This window comes from Pseudomonas sp. FW305-E2 (genome assembly GCF_058782925.1).
The window spans coordinates 20,834-37,223 of the sequence record NZ_JBYSYE010000018.1; the positions used below are offsets into that span (position 1 = coordinate 20,834).

General features: G+C 61.7%; 11 protein-coding genes. 10 read left to right on the forward strand and 1 reads right to left on the reverse strand.

The features are described from left to right. Positions 1-98: 98 nt before the first annotated feature. The 4 genes from AC3WLP_RS15255 to glpD all read left to right on the forward strand — a co-directional run bounded on the left by AC3WLP_RS15255 (position 99) and on the right by glpD (position 5,191). On the forward strand, positions 99-950 hold the full coding sequence (locus tag AC3WLP_RS15255; protein ID WP_003254959.1) for an MIP/aquaporin family protein: 852 nt from the start codon (positions 99-101) through the stop codon (positions 948-950). A gap of 51 nt (positions 951-1,001) precedes the next feature. Further along, the gene (glpK, locus tag AC3WLP_RS15260; protein ID WP_004575666.1) at positions 1,002-2,501 is read left to right on the forward strand and encodes a glycerol kinase GlpK; all 1,500 of its coding nucleotides are present in this window, start codon (positions 1,002-1,004) and stop codon (positions 2,499-2,501) included. A 101-nt stretch (positions 2,502-2,602) separates the two neighbouring features. Further along, positions 2,603-3,358, forward strand: coding sequence for a DNA-binding transcriptional repressor GlpR (glpR, locus tag AC3WLP_RS15265; protein WP_003254962.1), 756 nt, complete (start codon positions 2,603-2,605; stop codon positions 3,356-3,358). Between the two features lie 294 nt (positions 3,359-3,652). Then, entirely contained in the window at positions 3,653-5,191 is a 1,539-nt protein-coding gene (glpD, locus tag AC3WLP_RS15270) for a glycerol-3-phosphate dehydrogenase (protein ID WP_088512947.1), read from the forward strand. A gap of 27 nt (positions 5,192-5,218) precedes the next feature. On the opposite strand, the gene AC3WLP_RS15275 is transcribed toward glpD, so the two are convergent. Then, positions 5,219-9,541: an NEL-type E3 ubiquitin ligase domain-containing protein gene (locus AC3WLP_RS15275; RefSeq protein WP_088512948.1), complete on the reverse strand. Its 4,323-nt coding sequence runs from the start codon at positions 9,539-9,541 to the stop codon at positions 5,219-5,221. A 332-nt stretch (positions 9,542-9,873) separates the two neighbouring features. On the opposite strand from AC3WLP_RS15275, the gene AC3WLP_RS15280 reads away from it, so the two are divergent. The 6 genes from AC3WLP_RS15280 to aauR all read left to right on the forward strand — a co-directional run bounded on the left by AC3WLP_RS15280 (position 9,874) and on the right by aauR (position 16,384). Next, positions 9,874-10,791, forward strand: coding sequence for a glutamate/aspartate ABC transporter substrate-binding protein (locus AC3WLP_RS15280; protein ID WP_012051389.1), 918 nt, complete (start codon positions 9,874-9,876; stop codon positions 10,789-10,791). A gap of 145 nt (positions 10,792-10,936) precedes the next feature. Then, positions 10,937-11,683, forward strand: a complete 747-nt coding sequence (locus AC3WLP_RS15285; RefSeq protein ID WP_012051388.1) for an amino acid ABC transporter permease — start codon at positions 10,937-10,939, stop codon at positions 11,681-11,683. Next, positions 11,684-12,355, forward strand: a complete 672-nt coding sequence (locus AC3WLP_RS15290) for an amino acid ABC transporter permease (RefSeq protein ID WP_088512949.1) — start codon at positions 11,684-11,686, stop codon at positions 12,353-12,355. Beyond that, positions 12,352-13,086: an amino acid ABC transporter ATP-binding protein gene (locus tag AC3WLP_RS15295; RefSeq protein ID WP_003254971.1), complete on the forward strand. Its 735-nt coding sequence runs from the start codon at positions 12,352-12,354 to the stop codon at positions 13,084-13,086. The genes AC3WLP_RS15290 and AC3WLP_RS15295 overlap by 4 nt, the downstream gene beginning before the upstream one ends. A gap of 68 nt (positions 13,087-13,154) precedes the next feature. Continuing rightward, positions 13,155-15,059 carry a two-component sensor histidine kinase AauS gene (gene aauS, locus AC3WLP_RS15300; protein ID WP_012051386.1) on the forward strand — a complete coding sequence of 635 codons (1,905 nt, stop codon included), beginning with the start codon at positions 13,155-13,157 and terminating at the stop codon, positions 15,057-15,059. After that, on the forward strand, positions 15,056-16,384 hold the full coding sequence (gene aauR, locus AC3WLP_RS15305) for a two-component response regulator AauR (protein WP_012051385.1): 1,329 nt from the start codon (positions 15,056-15,058) through the stop codon (positions 16,382-16,384). The genes aauS and aauR overlap by 4 nt, the downstream gene beginning before the upstream one ends. The last annotated feature ends 6 nt before the right edge of the window (positions 16,385-16,390 follow it).

Consider the following 16,390-nt stretch of genomic DNA (forward strand, 5'->3'; position numbering starts at 1 on the left):
AAGGTGCATTTCCTACATCACCCGGGGTCAATGGGGATAGACACCGGGTTTTGCTGTCGAGCGCCACGCGCCTCACAACAAAAAAAACGAGGTCATACATGACGACTGCTCTGCGCCAACCCACACTGTCCAGCCAATGCCTGGCCGAGTTTCTCGGCACCGCCCTGCTCATCTTCTTCGGTACCGGCTGCGTCGCCGCGCTCAAGGTGGCCGGCGCCAGCTTCGGGCTTTGGGAAATCAGTATCATCTGGGGTGTGGGCGTCAGCATGGCCATCTACCTCACCGCCGGTATTTCCGGTGCGCACCTGAACCCAGCCGTGAGTATCGCCCTCACACTGTTCGCAGGGTTCGACAAGCGCAAGCTGCCCTTCTACATGCTGGCCCAGGTATGCGGCGCATTCTGTGGCGCAGCACTGGTCTACACGCTGTACAGCAATCTGTTCTTCGATTTCGAACAAGCCCACGCCATGCTGCGCGGTAGCGAAGGCAGCCTTGAGCTGGCCTCGGTGTTCTCCACCTACCCGCACCCGTCGCTGTCCACCAGCCAGGCGTTTCTGGTCGAAGTGGTGATCACTGCCATTCTGATGGCCGTGATCATGGCCCTGACCGACGACAACAACGGCCTGCCGCGCGGCGCCATGGCCCCGCTGCTGATCGGCTTGCTGATTGCAGTGATTGGCAGCGCCATGGGCCCATTGACTGGCTTTGCGATGAACCCGGCCCGCGATTTCGGGCCAAAACTCATGACCTTCCTGGCCGGTTGGGGCGAAATCGCCTTCACTGGCGGGCGGGATATTCCCTATTTCCTGGTTCCGGTATTTGCACCGATCCTTGGCGCCTGCTTGGGTGCAGCGAGCTATCGCGGCCTGATTGCACGCAACCTGCCAATGGCGCCCGCCGCGACCCCTGAGACAAATGACATTCGCCAGGGCGATACTCAAGCCAATTGATGCCGCCATCACGCACAGCCCTGACCCCCTATTCTTGCAAGGCCTACGACCATGACAGACACCCAGGATAAGAACTACATCATCGCCCTGGACCAGGGTACCACCAGCTCACGGGCGATCATTTTCGACCGTGACGCCAATGTTGTAGGTACCTCCCAACGCGAGTTCGCACAGCATTACCCGCAGGCGGGCTGGGTCGAGCATGACCCGATGGAGATTTTCGCCACACAAAGCGCCACCATGGTCGAGGCCCTTGCCCAGGCGGGTATCAGCCACGCCCAGGTCGCTGCGCTGGGCATCACCAACCAACGCGAAACCACGGTGGTGTGGGACAAGGAAACCGGACGCCCGGTGTACAACGCCATTGTCTGGCAGTGCCGCCGCAGCACCGAGATTTGTGCCCAGCTCAAGCGCGACGGCCACGAAGGCTACATTCGTGAAACCACCGGGCTGGTCACCGACCCGTATTTCTCCGGCACCAAGCTGAAGTGGATCCTCGACAATGTCGACGGCGCCCGTGAACGCGCCGAGCGTGGCGAACTGCTGTTCGGTACCATCGACACCTGGCTGATCTGGAAGTTTACGGGTGGCAAGGTTCACGTCACCGACTACACCAACGCCTCGCGCACACTGATGTTCAACATCCACAGCCTGCAGTGGGACGACAAGCTGCTGCAGATCCTGGGTATCCCGCGGCAAATGCTGCCTGAGGTGCGCCCATCTTCGGAAGTGTACGGCCACACCAAGAGCGGCATTGCCATTGCTGGTATCGCCGGCGACCAGCAGTCGGCACTGTTCGGCCAGATGTGCGTTGAGCCGGGCCAAGCCAAGAATACCTACGGCACCGGCTGCTTCCTGTTGATGAACACGGGCGACCAGGCGGTGAAGTCGTCCCACGGCCTGCTCACGACCATTGCCTGCGGCCCGCGTGGTGAGGTGGCCTATGCACTGGAAGGCGCGGTATTCAATGGCGGCTCTACCGTGCAATGGCTGCGTGACGAACTGAAGATCGTCAACGACGCCCTGGATACCGAGTATTTCGCCAGCAAGGTCAAGGACAGCAACGGCGTGTACCTGGTGCCCGCCTTTACCGGCCTGGGTGCCCCGTACTGGGACCCGTATGCCCGTGGTGCGTTGTTCGGCCTGACACGTGGCGTGAAGGTGGACCACATTATTCGCGCCGCACTGGAGTCCATCGCCTACCAGACCCGCGATGTCCTCGACGCCATGCAGCAAGACTGTGGCCAGCGCTTGTCCGAGCTGCGCGTGGACGGTGGTGCAGTGGCCAACAACTTCCTCATGCAGTTCCAGGCCGACATCCTCGGCACCTGCGTCGAGCGGCCGCAGATGCGCGAAACCACGGCGCTGGGCGCCGCCTATCTGGCAGGCCTGGCCTGTGGCTTCTGGAGTGGCCTGGACGAGCTGCGCGACAAGGCGATCATCGAGCGTGAGTTCAGCCCGCAGTTGGACGAAACGCAGAAAGAAAAGCTGTATGCCGGCTGGAAGAAGGCGGTCGAGCGTACCCGTGACTGGGAAGATCACGAGGCATGATAGCTGTTGGGGCCGCCATGCGGCCCCAATCGTCCACTGGCCGTCATCCCCTTCCTACGGCATCATTGCAGAATTTGTCCGGCAGCCCCAAAGGACCGCCCATGAATCTGCCCCCTCGCCAACAACAAATCCTCGAACTGGTACGCGAACGCGGCTATGTCAGTATCGAGGAAATGGCGCAGCTGTTCGTTGTCACTCCCCAGACCATCCGACGCGACATCAACCAGCTTGCCGAGCTCAACCTGTTGCGTCGTTATCACGGCGGCGCGGCTTACGATTCGAGCATCGAGAACACCGCCTACGCCATGCGTGCCGACCAGATGCGCGACGAAAAGCAGCGCATTGCCGACGCCGTAGCCCGGCAGATTCCCGACCATGCGTCGCTGTTCATCAACATCGGCACCACCACCGAATCGATCGCACGGGCGCTGCTCAACCACAACCACCTGAAAGTCATCACCAACAATTTGCACGTGGCGGCGATCCTGGCCGCCAAGGACGATTTCGAAGTGCTGGTCGCGGGTGGCACGGTACGCCGTGATGGTGGTGTAGTCGGCCAGGCCAGTGTCGATTTCATTAACCAGTTCAAGGTCGACTTCGCCCTGGTGGGCATCAGCGGTATCGACGAGGATGGCAGCCTGCTCGATTTCGACTATCAGGAAGTGCGGGTGTCGCAAGCCATCATCGCCAATGCCCGGCAAGTGATCCTCGCGGCCGATTCCAGCAAGTTCGGGCGCAATGCCATGGTGCGGCTGGGCTCGATCGACCTGGTCGACTGCCTGGTGACCGACCAGACACCAACCCCAACCCTTACCCAATTGTTGAACCAGAACAAGATCAGGCTTGAGGTGGTTTGAGCTGGTGGGTGCATGCCGCCAGATGTGTGGAGGCCGTGAGATCAAGTGCGGCCCGCGCGGCGCATCGCGAGCGTGGCTCGCGCCTGCATCGGTTTCGGGCCAGTTATGCCTGAGACAGCGCCCCCCCCCGAACCATAGCCACCCCCTAAATTTTCGGAAATGTTCACTTCGTTGTCATTTGATCAGTTTTTTCTATAGAGACTGACTGGCGACCGGCTTTCTGTTGCGCTAATATTTTCGCAAACGAACATCAATGTTCATATTCGATGTGAACAGCCCCAGGAGGCCTTGCCCGTGTCCCAGCCAGTTTCGTCCCAGCCCCCAACAGCCGACTGCTATGACCTTGTCGTGATCGGCGGTGGCATCAATGGCGTGGGCATCGCTGCCGACGCCGCTGGTCGCGGCTTGAAGGTCTTCCTTTGCGAAAAAGACGACCTGGCCCAACACACGTCGTCAGCCAGCAGCAAACTGATTCACGGTGGCCTGCGCTACCTGGAGCACTACGAGTTTCGCCTCGTACGCGAGGCCTTGGCTGAACGCGAAGTGCTGCTGGCCAAGGCCCCGCACATCGTCAAACCTATGCGCTTCGTGCTTCCGCACCGCCCGCACCTGCGCCCTGCATGGATGATCCGCGCCGGCCTGTTCCTCTACGACCACCTGGGCAAGCGCAAGCGCCTGGGCGCCTCGCGTAGCCTTCGCTTCGGCCCGGGCTACCCGCTGAAGCCGGCAATCACCCGCGGCTTCGAATACGCCGACTGCGCTGTCGATGACGCCCGCCTGGTAGTACTCAACGCCATGGCGGCCCGTGAGCTGGGCGCACACATCCACACCCGCACCCGCTGCTTGCGCGCCGAACGTGTAGAGGGCTTGTGGCAGGTAGAACTGCAGCACGCCGACGGCAGCCTCCAGACGATCCATACCCGCGCGCTGGTCAACGCCGCCGGCCCGTGGGTGGCCAGCTTCATCAAGGACGACCTCAAGCTCGATGCGCCTTACGGCATCCGCCTGATCCAGGGCAGCCACATTATCGTGCCGCGCCTGTATGAAGGTGAACATGCCTACATTCTGCAGAATGAAGACCAGCGCATCGTCTTCTGCATCCCGTACCTGGACCGCTTTACCCTGATCGGCACCACTGACCGGGAATACAGCGGCGACCCGGCCGCGGTCGCCATTACCGAGCAGGAAACACATTACCTGTTGAAGGTCGTCAATGAGCACTTCAACCACCAACTGAGCCAAGCCGACATCCTGCATACCTACTCCGGCGTTCGGCCGTTGTGCAACGATGAGTCGGACAACCCTTCGGCGGTGACCCGGGACTACACACTCGCCCTTTCGGCAGAAGCTGGCCAGGCACCGCTGCTGTCGGTGTTCGGTGGCAAGCTCACCACCTACCGCAAGCTGGCCGAATCGGCCATGGCTGAACTCAAGCCCTTCTTCACCCAGATGCGCGGCCCCTGGACCGCCAGTGCGCCACTGCCGGGCGCAGAGGGCATGACAACGGTACAGGCGCTGATCGATGCCGTACTGGCACGGTGCGGCTGGTTGCCTGTAGACCTGGCCAAACGCTGGGTGCTCACCTATGGCAGCCGTGTGTGGCGACTGCTCGATGGCGTTCACGGCCCCGAAGACCTCGGGCAGGCTATCGGGGCCGGGCTGTTCACCCGTGAGGTGGACTACCTGCTGGAGGAGGAATGGGCTGAGCAAACCGCTGACATTATCTGGCGTCGCACCAAGCTGGGCCTGTCGCTGACCGCACAGGAGCAGATAGCCCTGGAGGCGTATCTGCAGCAAGCCCGCAAGGTGCGCACGAATAGCCGCGCAGCCTGATACCGACGGTGAAGCCCTCTTGATTCGTCAAGGGGGCGTATTCGCCCAGCGCTCATAGGCTTCCCGCGCCAACCGCGCCAGCAATGCCCGCTCGCTGCGATCGAAATCAGCCTTCAGTGCTTCACAGCGTTGCAGAAACTCGTTTTCGCTGATCACTTGCTCATCTACCTGAGCCTGCAGGGCCTCCATCCGCTGGTGCAGTGGCTGTACCAGGTCTTCAAATCGCTGCGCATGAAACTCGCGCGCGTATTGCTCCCAGAAAGGCCGCTGTGCCAACGAGGCTATCAGGGCATCCGTCGTCTCAGTTTGCAAAACCGCGTCCTGGACCCGCAACACATCGCTGGTGGTTACGTTTGCAAAACCTGGGTAGTGCATTTCGTCGAGCTCGATCGGCAAGCCCAACGGACGCGCAAGCCGCTGTCGGTAAAAAAGCCGTGTCTCGATTTCATCGACATGAGGGGCGTGCTCGGCATGCATGCGTTGCACGTGCAACGTCGCGTGACGGTCGACCTCGTCCAGGCGAAACAAACCACGCGCCAGGCTTAGCAAGCGAGCTTCCATCCGACTGCCATGCGCGTCTTCGACGGCGCGCAGCACCAGAACCCCAAGCTCCATCTGCTCCAGCAACAGCAGCAGGCGGTCTTCACAACTGCGGGGGCCAGATGCCTCGAGAAACAACTGATGACGCAACTGCTCGTGCTGCTCACACGTTTCCAGAATTCGCCAGATTCGGCTGCGGTAATGCCCAGGGTGCTGCTCAAAGTCCTCGCCGTGAACGAAGTCTGCCAGAAAGCGGAACATTCCATCTGAGTGCGGTTCCTCAAGCAGCGCTGTCCATATGGCCTGCTGGCGATCACGTTCAGCGTCGGCTGTGCTGTTGGCCCAGGTATTGAACAGGTCACTGTCAATGGCGCGATGGCGTGCGGACGCTGACCCCCACTGCCCTGGGGTTACACCTCGAGCCTCATCAAGCAGTAATGCGTCAGCTTCGCCAAGTGGATTATCGTGCAAGGACAACTGGTGCACCTGCAGGCGCAGCTGCTGCAACTCTCGGCGCAGCGTGCGAATGTTGTTGTTTCGCAAGTCTATGTGGGCACGAAATGAAATCCGCTCAGGCAACGCCTCAAGGCCAGCAGAGCGCAAGTTGACTTCACGCAAATTGCCCAGGCGCGTCAGTACCGGCGCCCTTCCCAGCGGGTTGTGGCTGAGGTCGAGGTACCGCAGCGCGCTCATCTCGGCAAGACGCAATTCACCGGCCTCATCCATTATCACGCTGTTGCGACGCAGGTTTAGCTGCCGCAGGCGGGGCAAATGTTCAATGCCGTGAGGGATCGCAGTCAGGCGATTGCCGGACAGGTCGAGCTCAATCAGGTTGGGAAAACGTCGAAGGAAGTCTCCATTGATTTCACCAAGGCGCAGGTCACTGAGGATCAGCCGTCGCACATGATCAAAGCTCACCCCCTCCGGCAATTCGGGCAGACTCCCGATACGCTCTCCGCTGATGATCAGCGCGTAGTCCCCGGCCTCGTCGGTTATCTTGCGCCGCCAGCTTCGCCGTACGGCAGTAGCGACCCGACGGCGGCGTAGCGCGTCCAGTGGGTTACTGGCATCCCTGCGCCACTGGCGCAGGCTCTGACGCAGGCGCGCCAACTGCCCCGTGAGCTGGCTGTAGTGCTCCCACAACCCTACTCGCCGCTCCATGAGGTCAAGCAGATAGGCTTGTAGCTCCCCGTCTGTCATCGTCGGAAACACTTGGTGAATACCACGCCCTATGGCACGCCGACTGCTCTCGCCTCGCCCACTCAAGGCATACCCGATACGCCCATCTCCAAAACGGGTCGGGGGTCGCAGGCCAACACCCAGACGCGGCATGCCACAGAGCTCAGCCGCTTGGGTGCGATCCCCGGCAGCGGCCTCGATCAGCAACGAGCCCAGGGCGCCTGGACTGACAGCGGCATCGCCGAGATCGGCTGTCTGCGTATCGTCCAGCGCAGCCAACAGTGCCGCCAGGTAGGGGCCGGATGTGCCTTGACCGGCGTAGCGGTAGCCGTCGCCGCGGCGCACGATACACCGTACATCCTGCGCAGACTCTGCGCCGATACCGGCCAGATACCGGCCACTCGGGCTACCTTCGCGCAGTTCGATGCGCAGGGTGTCCGGCCATTTCAGCTGACGCTCGAGCAAGCCCAAAGCCAGGCGTTCGGTGTCCGGATTGACGCAACGCGGCAGGCGCAAACCGGCACAGGCCCTGTCCAGACGGCTTTCGCGCAGCGACCATCGTGCACGCTCGGCCACTGCCAAAGGGATCCGCTGCGCGGTGCTGAGTGTATCGAGCTGCGCACCGCTGCATTGCTGAAGCAGCTCACGGGTACAGCGAGCCGACAGGCCGGGGAAAGTGCGCCGCAATATCCGCTCGATGCCATTGGGCTGCACTTGCCGATCAGCAACGTACTGCGCAAGTCGCGGCGCGCTGAAGTCCGGGTGGAATTCATGTGCCTGATATAGCTCCAGGGCATCGAGCAACCGTGCAGGTGCGCCCATGTGCTCAACGTGTAAACGGCGAACCTGCGCTTCACTCAGCCCTGTCACCTGGAGCAGGTAGTCGCATGTCGGTTCCGGTAGCTCTGCCAGGGGCGTACTCAGGCGGCGCACCAGATTGGCCCGCCCTTCCCAGTATTGGGGAGCTTCCAGTTCGTGGCGCCAGCCGCCGGCGCCATTCTGCTCCATCACAGGCCGATAGGCACTGGGACGACCAGGGTGCAGGATCCTGGCGCGACCATCCTGCGGATCCTCCAACACCCGATAACGGCTCTCATCGAGGTGCCATAACCATTCCTGTGCGCCAGCACCCCGCAACGGTTGGGCATCGTAACCGGGTAGATCCGTGGCCATGAGCTTGACCTTGCCTGCGGAGGTGCACACCGGTACCAAATCATCGACGAAGGCCAGACGCTCAAGGGCACGCACGGCCACTTGGCTGCCGGCGGCGATCATCCCGCCGAGCACGACGTTCTCGGCAACGTTGAACAGGTGGTTCAACGCCCCTTCGCGATCACCCATGCGCCAGTCTTCATACCCTTCATACACTTCGTCAGCGATCTGAACGGCGTTTGCCACCAGCAGCACTTCGCCAAGCACAGGCACGAAAGCCCCCGCCACATTCAGCAAGTTCATACCCAGCTCTTTGTAGCCCTGCATGCGCGCTTCGCGGTCTTCGTCATCTTCGACATCGGTGGGCACGGCGAGCACTTTGGCGTCATCCCTGATCTTGGCAAGGTGTTGCCGGCGCAGGTGTACGAACGGTGCGTCAGTGATCGGTGCAGAACGGGCGTCGAGTTCCACCCCGGCTGCCGATGCCTGCGCAACCCGTTCGTTCAATACCCGATAGAAATTGATGCGCTCACGCTCGGTAATGAAGCGCGCGAAAAAGCGCCGATAGGCCGGCGCACGGAAGCGCTTACCGAGGTACTTGTCGAGTGCATCCCAGCTGGCATGACGGGAGACGGGCTGATGAGGGTCATCGGGTACCCAGAGCACCACCGACTCCACTGCGCGCTCAGCTGACGGACGCACTTCCAGCGTCAGCACGCCTTGAACCGGGCGGCCCAGCAGGTACAACTGTCGGGGCACCACAGTGCCAACCAGCGCAGGCACCACCGGCTTTTCGGCAATAAGTGGCAACAGAAAAAAATACGTGCGCTCGTCAATGTCCTGTTTCAACGCAGCGACCCGCATCGCCACCTCGAAATGGGCCTTGAAACTCGCTTCGAACAGCCCGTGCAAGCGGGAAACGGCCTGGCCCGGCTCATCCTCAGGGCCATCTTCAGGCTGTAGATGGTGTGAAAGCAACGCCTGGTACTTGCCCCCTGCGTCAACCTCGCGACATGCGGAGGCAAACGCGTGGAAGCTCATCGGCAGCCGGTTACCGTTGCCATCGACCAGTTCACCTTTGAGCGTGAGCCCGGGGCGTGTCTCCCTGCGATGATAGTTATGCAGCGCCGCCTCCAGCAATGACCGCCTGGAGCGGCGAACATAGGTGGGCCGCAGCAGCACAGGCGAAGCGCTGGGCAGCAACAGCCGCTGCGAGACCCGTACCCTCCAGCCCGTCACGTCCGGGTTGCTGAAGCCGCTCTTGCGCAGTTTCGTTTTGAGCAACGCTGCTGCGTAGGCCTGCAAAGAAGGGATGGCCTGGAGGATTGGGCCAAGCCGCGCATTACAGTTCGCCTGCCGCCGCAGGGCGTTTCGTAACGCATCGAGCCTTTCCGGTTGCGCGTGGTCGACTAGCCATCCAGGCAAGTTTTGGGCAATCAGGCTATCGATGGAATCGTTCGGGGGCCGGTGCGGTGACATCTGTGGAGCTCTCCAGGCAAAGAGCAGAGCACACTACGTCTGCGCCCTTGCCGCGCACTGCATAGTTACCACACGCGATATCTGGATGTGCGGCGACCCATGCGTTCGGATAACCGAACGAGCAAACGCCATTTATTCGGCCTGGCGAACCCCGGAGAGATGCCGAGACTGTCAAGCGCGAGCAATACAAGCGGTTTAAGGTCGACAGCAGGGCTTGGCACGAGTCATGCTCTACACTTGGTAGCCGAATGCACCCGCTTCTTGCTGTATTCGTTGAACGAAGAGTCCGCCAACGGCTCCATAAAAAAAACAAACACGTCGAGGAAAATTTGATGCGTATCGTTCGTCAATTGCTGGGCGCAGCCATCGCGGCTGCAGTCATCGCTTCGCCGGCCATGGCCGAGGAGCTCACCGGCACCCTGAAGAAGATCAAGGAATCGGGCACCATCACACTGGGGCACCGCGACTCCTCCATTCCATTTTCCTACCTGGCCGGCAAACCCGAGCCCGTCGGTTACTCGCATGACATCCAGCTGGCCGTCGTCGACGCGCTGAAAAAGCAACTGGGCACGGACATCAAGGTCCGCTACAACCTGGTCACCTCGCAAACCCGTATTCCGCTGGTGCAGAACGGCACCGTCGACCTGGAGTGCGGCTCCACCACCAACAACGTCGAGCGCCAGCAACAGGTTGGCTTCTCGGTCGGCATCTTCGAAGTCGGTACCCGCCTGTTGACCAAGGTCAAGGACGGTCAGCCGGCATACAAAGACTTCCCGGACCTGGCCGGCAAGAACGTGGTGACCACCGCCGGTACCACCTCCGAGCGCATCCTCAAGGCGATGAACGCCGACAAGCAGATGAAGATGAACGTGATTTCCGCCAAGGACCACGGTGAAGCCTTCAACATGCTCGAAAGCGGCCGCGCTGTGGCCTTCATGATGGACGACGCCCTGCTCGCCGGTGAAATGGCCAAGGCGCGCAAGCCAGCGGACTGGGTCATCACCGGTACGCCACAGTCGTATGAAATCTACGGCTGCATGGTGCGCAAGGAAGACGCTGCGTTCAAGAAAGCGGTCGACGACGCCATCGTGGCCTACTTCAAGTCGGGCGAAGTCAACAAAAGCTACGACAAGTGGTTCCAGCAGCCGATTCCACCAAAGGGCCTGAACCTCCAGTTCCCGATGAGCGACGAGCTGAAGAAACTGATCGCCGAGCCAACCGACAAGGCTGCGGACGAGAAGAAGTCCTGATCCTCAGCAAATAGTGGCCTGGTGCTCACAAGCACGAATCAATTCTGCAGGCCACTCATTAGTGTCTAACCTTTCATCCGAGGGCGCCTTGCGCCCCCGGATGCTCGAAGGTGCCCGTGAAACAACCGTCTGAGGGGAAATCCCGATGAATTACAACTGGGACTGGGGCGTGTTCTTCAAGTCCACCGGCGTGGGCAGCGAAACCTATCTGGACTGGTACATCACCGGCCTGGGCTGGACCATCGCCATCGCCATCACCGCCTGGATCATCGCGCTGCTGCTGGGGTCAGTCCTCGGTGTCATGCGTACCGTACCGAACCGCCTGGTATCGGGTATCGCCACCGCCTACGTGGAACTGTTCCGCAACGTGCCACTGCTGGTGCAACTGTTCATCTGGTACTTCCTGGTACCGGACCTGCTGCCAGAAGGCTTGCAGGAATGGTTCAAGCAGGACCTCAACCCGACCACTTCGGCGCTGATCAGCGTGGTCATCTGCCTGGGCCTGTTCACCGCCGCACGCGTCTGTGAGCAAGTGCGTACCGGTATCCAGGCGCTGCCCAAAGGCCAGGAAGCTGCCGCCCGCGCCATGGGCTTCAGCCTCCCGCAGATCTACAACAATGTGCTGCTGCCGCAGGCCTACCGGATCATCATTCCGCCGCTCACCTCCGAGTTCCTCAACGTGTTCAAGAACTCCTCGGTGGCGTCGCTGATCGGCCTGATGGAGCTGCTGGCGCAGACCAAACAGACCGCAGAGTTTTCCGCCAACCTGTTCGAGGCGTTCACTTTGGCCACGCTGATCTACTTCACCCTGAACATGGGCCTGATGCTGCTCATGCGCATGGTCGAGAAGAAAGTCGCCGTGCCTGGCCTGATTTCCGTGGGGGGCAAGTAAATGGAAATGGATTTCAGCGAAATCATCCCTGCCCTGCCTGCCCTCTGGGAGGGCATGGTCATGACCCTCAAACTGATGGTCATGGGTGTCATCGGCGGTATCGCGCTGGGCACCATCCTGGCCCTGATGCGCCTGTCGTCGAGCAAACTGCTGTCGAACCTGGCCGGTGCCTACGTCAACTACTTCCGCTCGATCCCGCTGCTGCTGGTGATCACCTGGTTCTACCTGGCGGTCCCGTTCGTGCTGCGCTGGATCACCGGCGAAGATACCCCGGTGGGTGCCTTCACCTCCTGCGTGGTCGCCTTCATGATGTTCGAGGCCGCGTATTTCTGCGAAATCGTCCGCGCCGGTGTGCAATCGATCTCCAAGGGCCAGATGGGCGCCGCACAAGCGCTGGGCATGAACTACGCGCAGACCATGCGCCTGATCATCCTGCCCCAGGCCTTCCGCAAGATGACCCCGCTGCTGCTGCAGCAGAGCATCATCCTGTTCCAGGACACCTCGCTGGTATACACCGTGGGCCTGGTCGACTTCCTCAACTCGGCACGCTCCAACGGCGACATCATCGGGCGCTCCCATGAGTTCCTGATCTTCGCCGGCGTCGTCTACTTCCTCATCAGCTTCTCCGCTTCGTGGCTGGTCAAGCGCCTGCAAAAAAGGATCACCGTATGATTTCCATCAAGAACGTCAACAAGTGGTACGGCGACTTCCAGGTACTGACCGACTGCAGCACCGAGGTCAAGAAAGGTGAGGTGGTGGTGGTCTGTGGCCCGTCGGGCTCGGGCAAGTCCACCCTGATCAAGTGCGTCAACGCGCTGGAACCGTTCCAGAAGGGCGACATCGTGGTCGATGGCACTTCGATTGCCGACCCGAAGACCAACCTGCCCAAGCTGCGCTCGCGCGTGGGCATGGTGTTCCAGCACTTCGAGCTGTTCCCGCACCTGACCATCACCGAGAACCTGACCATTGCCCAGCGCAAGGTGCTGGGCCGCAGCGAGGCGGAAGCCACCAAGAAGGGCCTGGCGCTGCTCGAGCGTGTAGGCCTCAGTGCCCATGCCAAGAAACACCCCGGCCAGCTCTCCGGTGGCCAGCAGCAGCGCGTGGCCATCGCCCGCGCCCTGGCGATGGACCCGATCGTCATGCTGTTCGACGAACCCACCTCGGCACTGGACCCCGAAATGGTCAGCGAGGTACTGGACGTGATGGTGCAACTGGCCCAAGAAGGCATGACCATGATGTGCGTAACCCACGAGATGGGCTTTGCCCGCAAAGTCGCCAACCGGGTCATTTTCATGGACAAGGGCAGCATCATCGAAGACTGCACCAAGGAAGCGTTCTTCGGTGACCAGAGCGCCCGCGACCAGCGCACCCAGCACTTCCTCAGCAAGATCCTGCAGCACTGACCCGGCCACAGCTTCCGCTGCCACGGCCCCACCAGGCAGCGGAAGCTGGTCGTAACAAGGCCACTGTGATGAAATGCGATCCCTCGCTACTTCGCCCTGCCAAGCCTGCCGTGAATTCCCGCCTGATCCGTCAATTGCTGTTACCACCACTGATCATCCTGCTGATGGTCGGCCTGGGAATGGCTGGCTACCTGATCAGCGAGAGCAATGGTATCCGCGCCCTCAGCGAAAACGGCGAACGCCAGCTGGAGCTGCATGCACGCACGGTCGAAAGCGAAATCAGCAAGTACACCTACTTGCCAAGCCTGCTGGAGCTGGAAGACAGCGTCTCGCACCTGCTCACCGACCCGGACGGCGCTTCACGCCAGACGGTCAACGAATACCTTGAAGGCCTGAACCGTCGCAGTCGCAGTCGGGCCATCTTCGTCCTCGACACCAATGGCCGGGTACAGGCCACCAGCAACTGGCGCGATGCCGACTCGTTCCTGGGTGAAGACCTGTCGTTCCGCGCCTACTTCCAGACTGCCGTGCGCGGCGAGCCCGGGCGTTTCTACGGCATCGGCAGTACCACTGGCGAGGCTGGCTATTACCTGGCCCATGGCCTTGAGGAGCACGGCAAGATCATAGGCGTTGCGGTGATCAAGGTGCGCCTGGACACTCTCGAGGAGCGCTGGCAGCGTGCCCGCCTGGAGGCGTTCGTCAGCGACGAGAATGGCATCATCATTCTCTCCAGCGACCCGGCCCGGCGTCTTAAGTCGGTGCGCCCGCTGACCCCGCAAATCAAGGAGCGCCTGGCGCGAAGCCTGCAATACTACTGGTGGCCGCTGAACGAACTGCAGCCCCTGGCCCGGGAAACCCTGGCCGATGGTGTGGAAAAGCTGACCTTCCCGGCCAACACCGAAACCGCTCATGGCAAACCACACGAAGTGGCGTACCTGGCGCAAACCAGGCGCCTGGTCGACACGCCCTGGCATTTCACCCTGCTGACCCCACTGCAGGACCTGCGTCGCGAATCCATGGTGCAGGGCATTCTGGTGGGCGTGGCCTTTGCCTTGCTGGCGATCCTCGGCATTGCCTGGAACGAGCGGCGCAAAGTGATCGCCACCCGCCTGGCGGCCCGCGAAGCCCTTGAGGAAGCCAACAGCCAGCTGGAGCGGCGGATTGCCGAACGCACTGCCGACCTGCGCGCCAGCAACGAACGCCTCAAGGGCCAGATTCGCGAGCGCCGGCATGCCGAGCAGACCTTGCGCCACGCCCAGGATGAGCTGGTGCAGGCAGGTAAGCTGGCCGCCATCGGGCAAATGTCTACCAGCATTGCCCACGAGCTGAACCAGCCACTGGCTGCGCTGCGCACCTTGTCTGGCAATACAGTGCGCTTCCTCGAGCGCGGGGCGCTGGAAACCGCCAGCACCAACCTGCGCACCATGAATGACCTGATCGACCGCATGGGCCGCATCACCGCCAGCCTGCGCTCGTTCGCCCGGCGCGGCGATGACAGCGGCCAGGCTTCACTGGCCAAGGCGGTAGAGGCCACCCTGCAGGTGCTGGCCAACCGCGTCAGTGCCTGTCACTTGCAATTGCACCATCAGTTCGAGGACCAGCAACTGGCCATCGACCAAACCCGCCTGGAGCAGATTCTGGTCAACCTGATCGGCAACGCCCTTGACGCGATGGCCGCGCAACCGCAGCCTGAGCTGTGGCTGGAAGGCGAGTTGCAGGGCGACAAGTACCGTTTGCAGGTGCGCGACAACGGCCACGGTATTGACGCCGAAGCGCGCAAGCACCTGTTCGAACCCTTCTTTACCACCAAACCGGGCGAGCATGGCCTGGGCCTGGGCCTGACCTTGTCGGCTTCCCTTGCCGCCGCCGCCAAGGGAAGCCTCAACGTCGAGCATCCCGCCACCGGCGGCACAGCCTTCGTCCTGGCCTTGCCCCTGGTTTCCCCCCCTAGCGAATCGGCAGAGCATCCATGAACCAAGCGCCTCTTACCGTCCTGATTGTCGAAGACGACCCGCATGTGCTGCTCGGCTGCCAGCAGGCGCTGGCCCTGGAGGATATCGCCTGCGAGGGCGTGGGCAGCGCCGAACAGGCGCTGGAGCGCATTGGCGACGATTTCGCCGGCATTGTCGTCAGCGATATCCGCTTGCCGGGTATTGATGGCCTGGAGCTGCTCAATCGCCTCAAGGCCCGTGACCGCAGCCTGCCGGTGGTGCTGATCACTGGCCATGGCGATATCGACATGGCCGTCGGCGCCATGCGTAACGGCGCCTACGACTTCATGGAAAAACCGTTCTCCCCCGAGCGCCTGGTCGATGTAGTACGCCGCGCGTTGGAACAGCGCGGGCTGTCACGCGAAGTAGTGGCCCTGCGCCGCCAGCTGGCCGAGCAGAACAGCCTGGAGGGACGCATCATTGGTCGCTCACCGGCCATGGAGCACTTGCGCGAACTGATCGCCAACGTCGCCGACACCTCAGCCAACGTGCTGATCGAAGGTGAAACCGGCACCGGCAAAGAGCTGGTCGCGCGCTGCCTGCACGACTTCAGCCGTCGCCAGAGCCACCCGTTCGTGGCACTGAACTGTGGCGGCCTGCCGGAAAACCTGTTTGAAAGCGAGATATTCGGCCACGAGGCCAACGCCTTCACCGGAGCCGGCAAACGCCGCATTGGCAAGATCGAACACGCCAATGGCGGCACGCTGTTCCTCGATGAAGTGGAGAGCATGCCGATCAACCTGCAGATCAAGCTGCTGCGCGTGCTGCAGGAGCGCACCCTGGAGCGATTGGGCTCGAACCAGAGCATCCCGGTGGATTGCCGGGTGATCGCCGCGACGAAGGCCGACCTCGATGCCTTGGGCCAGAGCGGCCAGTTCCGCAGCGACCTGTATTACCGGTTGAACGTGGTCACCCTGGAGCTGCCGCCGCTGCGTGAGCGCCGTGAAGACATCCTGCAGTTGTTCGAACATTTCCTGCAGCAGTCGGCGCTGCGGTTCGACCGGGAAACACCGACACTGGACAGCCAGACCCTGTCACGCCTGATGGCCCATGACTGGCCGGGTAACGTGCGCGAGTTGCGCAACGTGGCCGAACGCTATGCCCTCGGCCTGCCAGCCTTCAAGAAAGGCCCCAGCGGAGGTGCCAACCAAGGCCTGCTTTTTGCCGAGGCGGTGGAAGCATTCGAACGCAACCTGCTCACTGATGCCCTGCAACGCACAGGTGGCAACCTGAGCCAGGCCAGCCAGGAGCTGGGCATGGCCAAGACCACGCTGTTCGACAAAGTGAAAAAATACGGCCTCGCCTGACTGAAC

Excerpts from the sequence above, each read along its gene's own strand:
- AC3WLP_RS15255 (WP_003254959.1), top strand. The coding sequence starts at position 99 with ATGACGACTGCTCTGCGCCAACCCACACTGTCCAGCCAATGCCTGGCC.
- glpK (WP_004575666.1), top strand. The coding sequence starts at position 1,002 with ATGACAGACACCCAGGATAAGAACTACATCATCGCCCTGGACCAGGGT.
- glpR (WP_003254962.1), top strand. The coding sequence starts at position 2,603 with ATGAATCTGCCCCCTCGCCAACAACAAATCCTCGAACTGGTACGCGAA.
- AC3WLP_RS15275 (WP_088512948.1), bottom strand. The coding sequence starts at position 9,541 with ATGTCACCGCACCGGCCCCCGAACGATTCCATCGATAGCCTGATTGCC.
- AC3WLP_RS15280 (WP_012051389.1), top strand. The coding sequence starts at position 9,874 with ATGCGTATCGTTCGTCAATTGCTGGGCGCAGCCATCGCGGCTGCAGTC.
- AC3WLP_RS15285 (WP_012051388.1), top strand. The coding sequence starts at position 10,937 with ATGAATTACAACTGGGACTGGGGCGTGTTCTTCAAGTCCACCGGCGTG.
- AC3WLP_RS15290 (WP_088512949.1), top strand. The coding sequence starts at position 11,684 with ATGGAAATGGATTTCAGCGAAATCATCCCTGCCCTGCCTGCCCTCTGG.
- AC3WLP_RS15295 (WP_003254971.1), top strand. The coding sequence starts at position 12,352 with ATGATTTCCATCAAGAACGTCAACAAGTGGTACGGCGACTTCCAGGTA.
- aauS (WP_012051386.1), top strand. The coding sequence starts at position 13,155 with ATGAAATGCGATCCCTCGCTACTTCGCCCTGCCAAGCCTGCCGTGAAT.
- aauR (WP_012051385.1), top strand. The coding sequence starts at position 15,056 with ATGAACCAAGCGCCTCTTACCGTCCTGATTGTCGAAGACGACCCGCAT.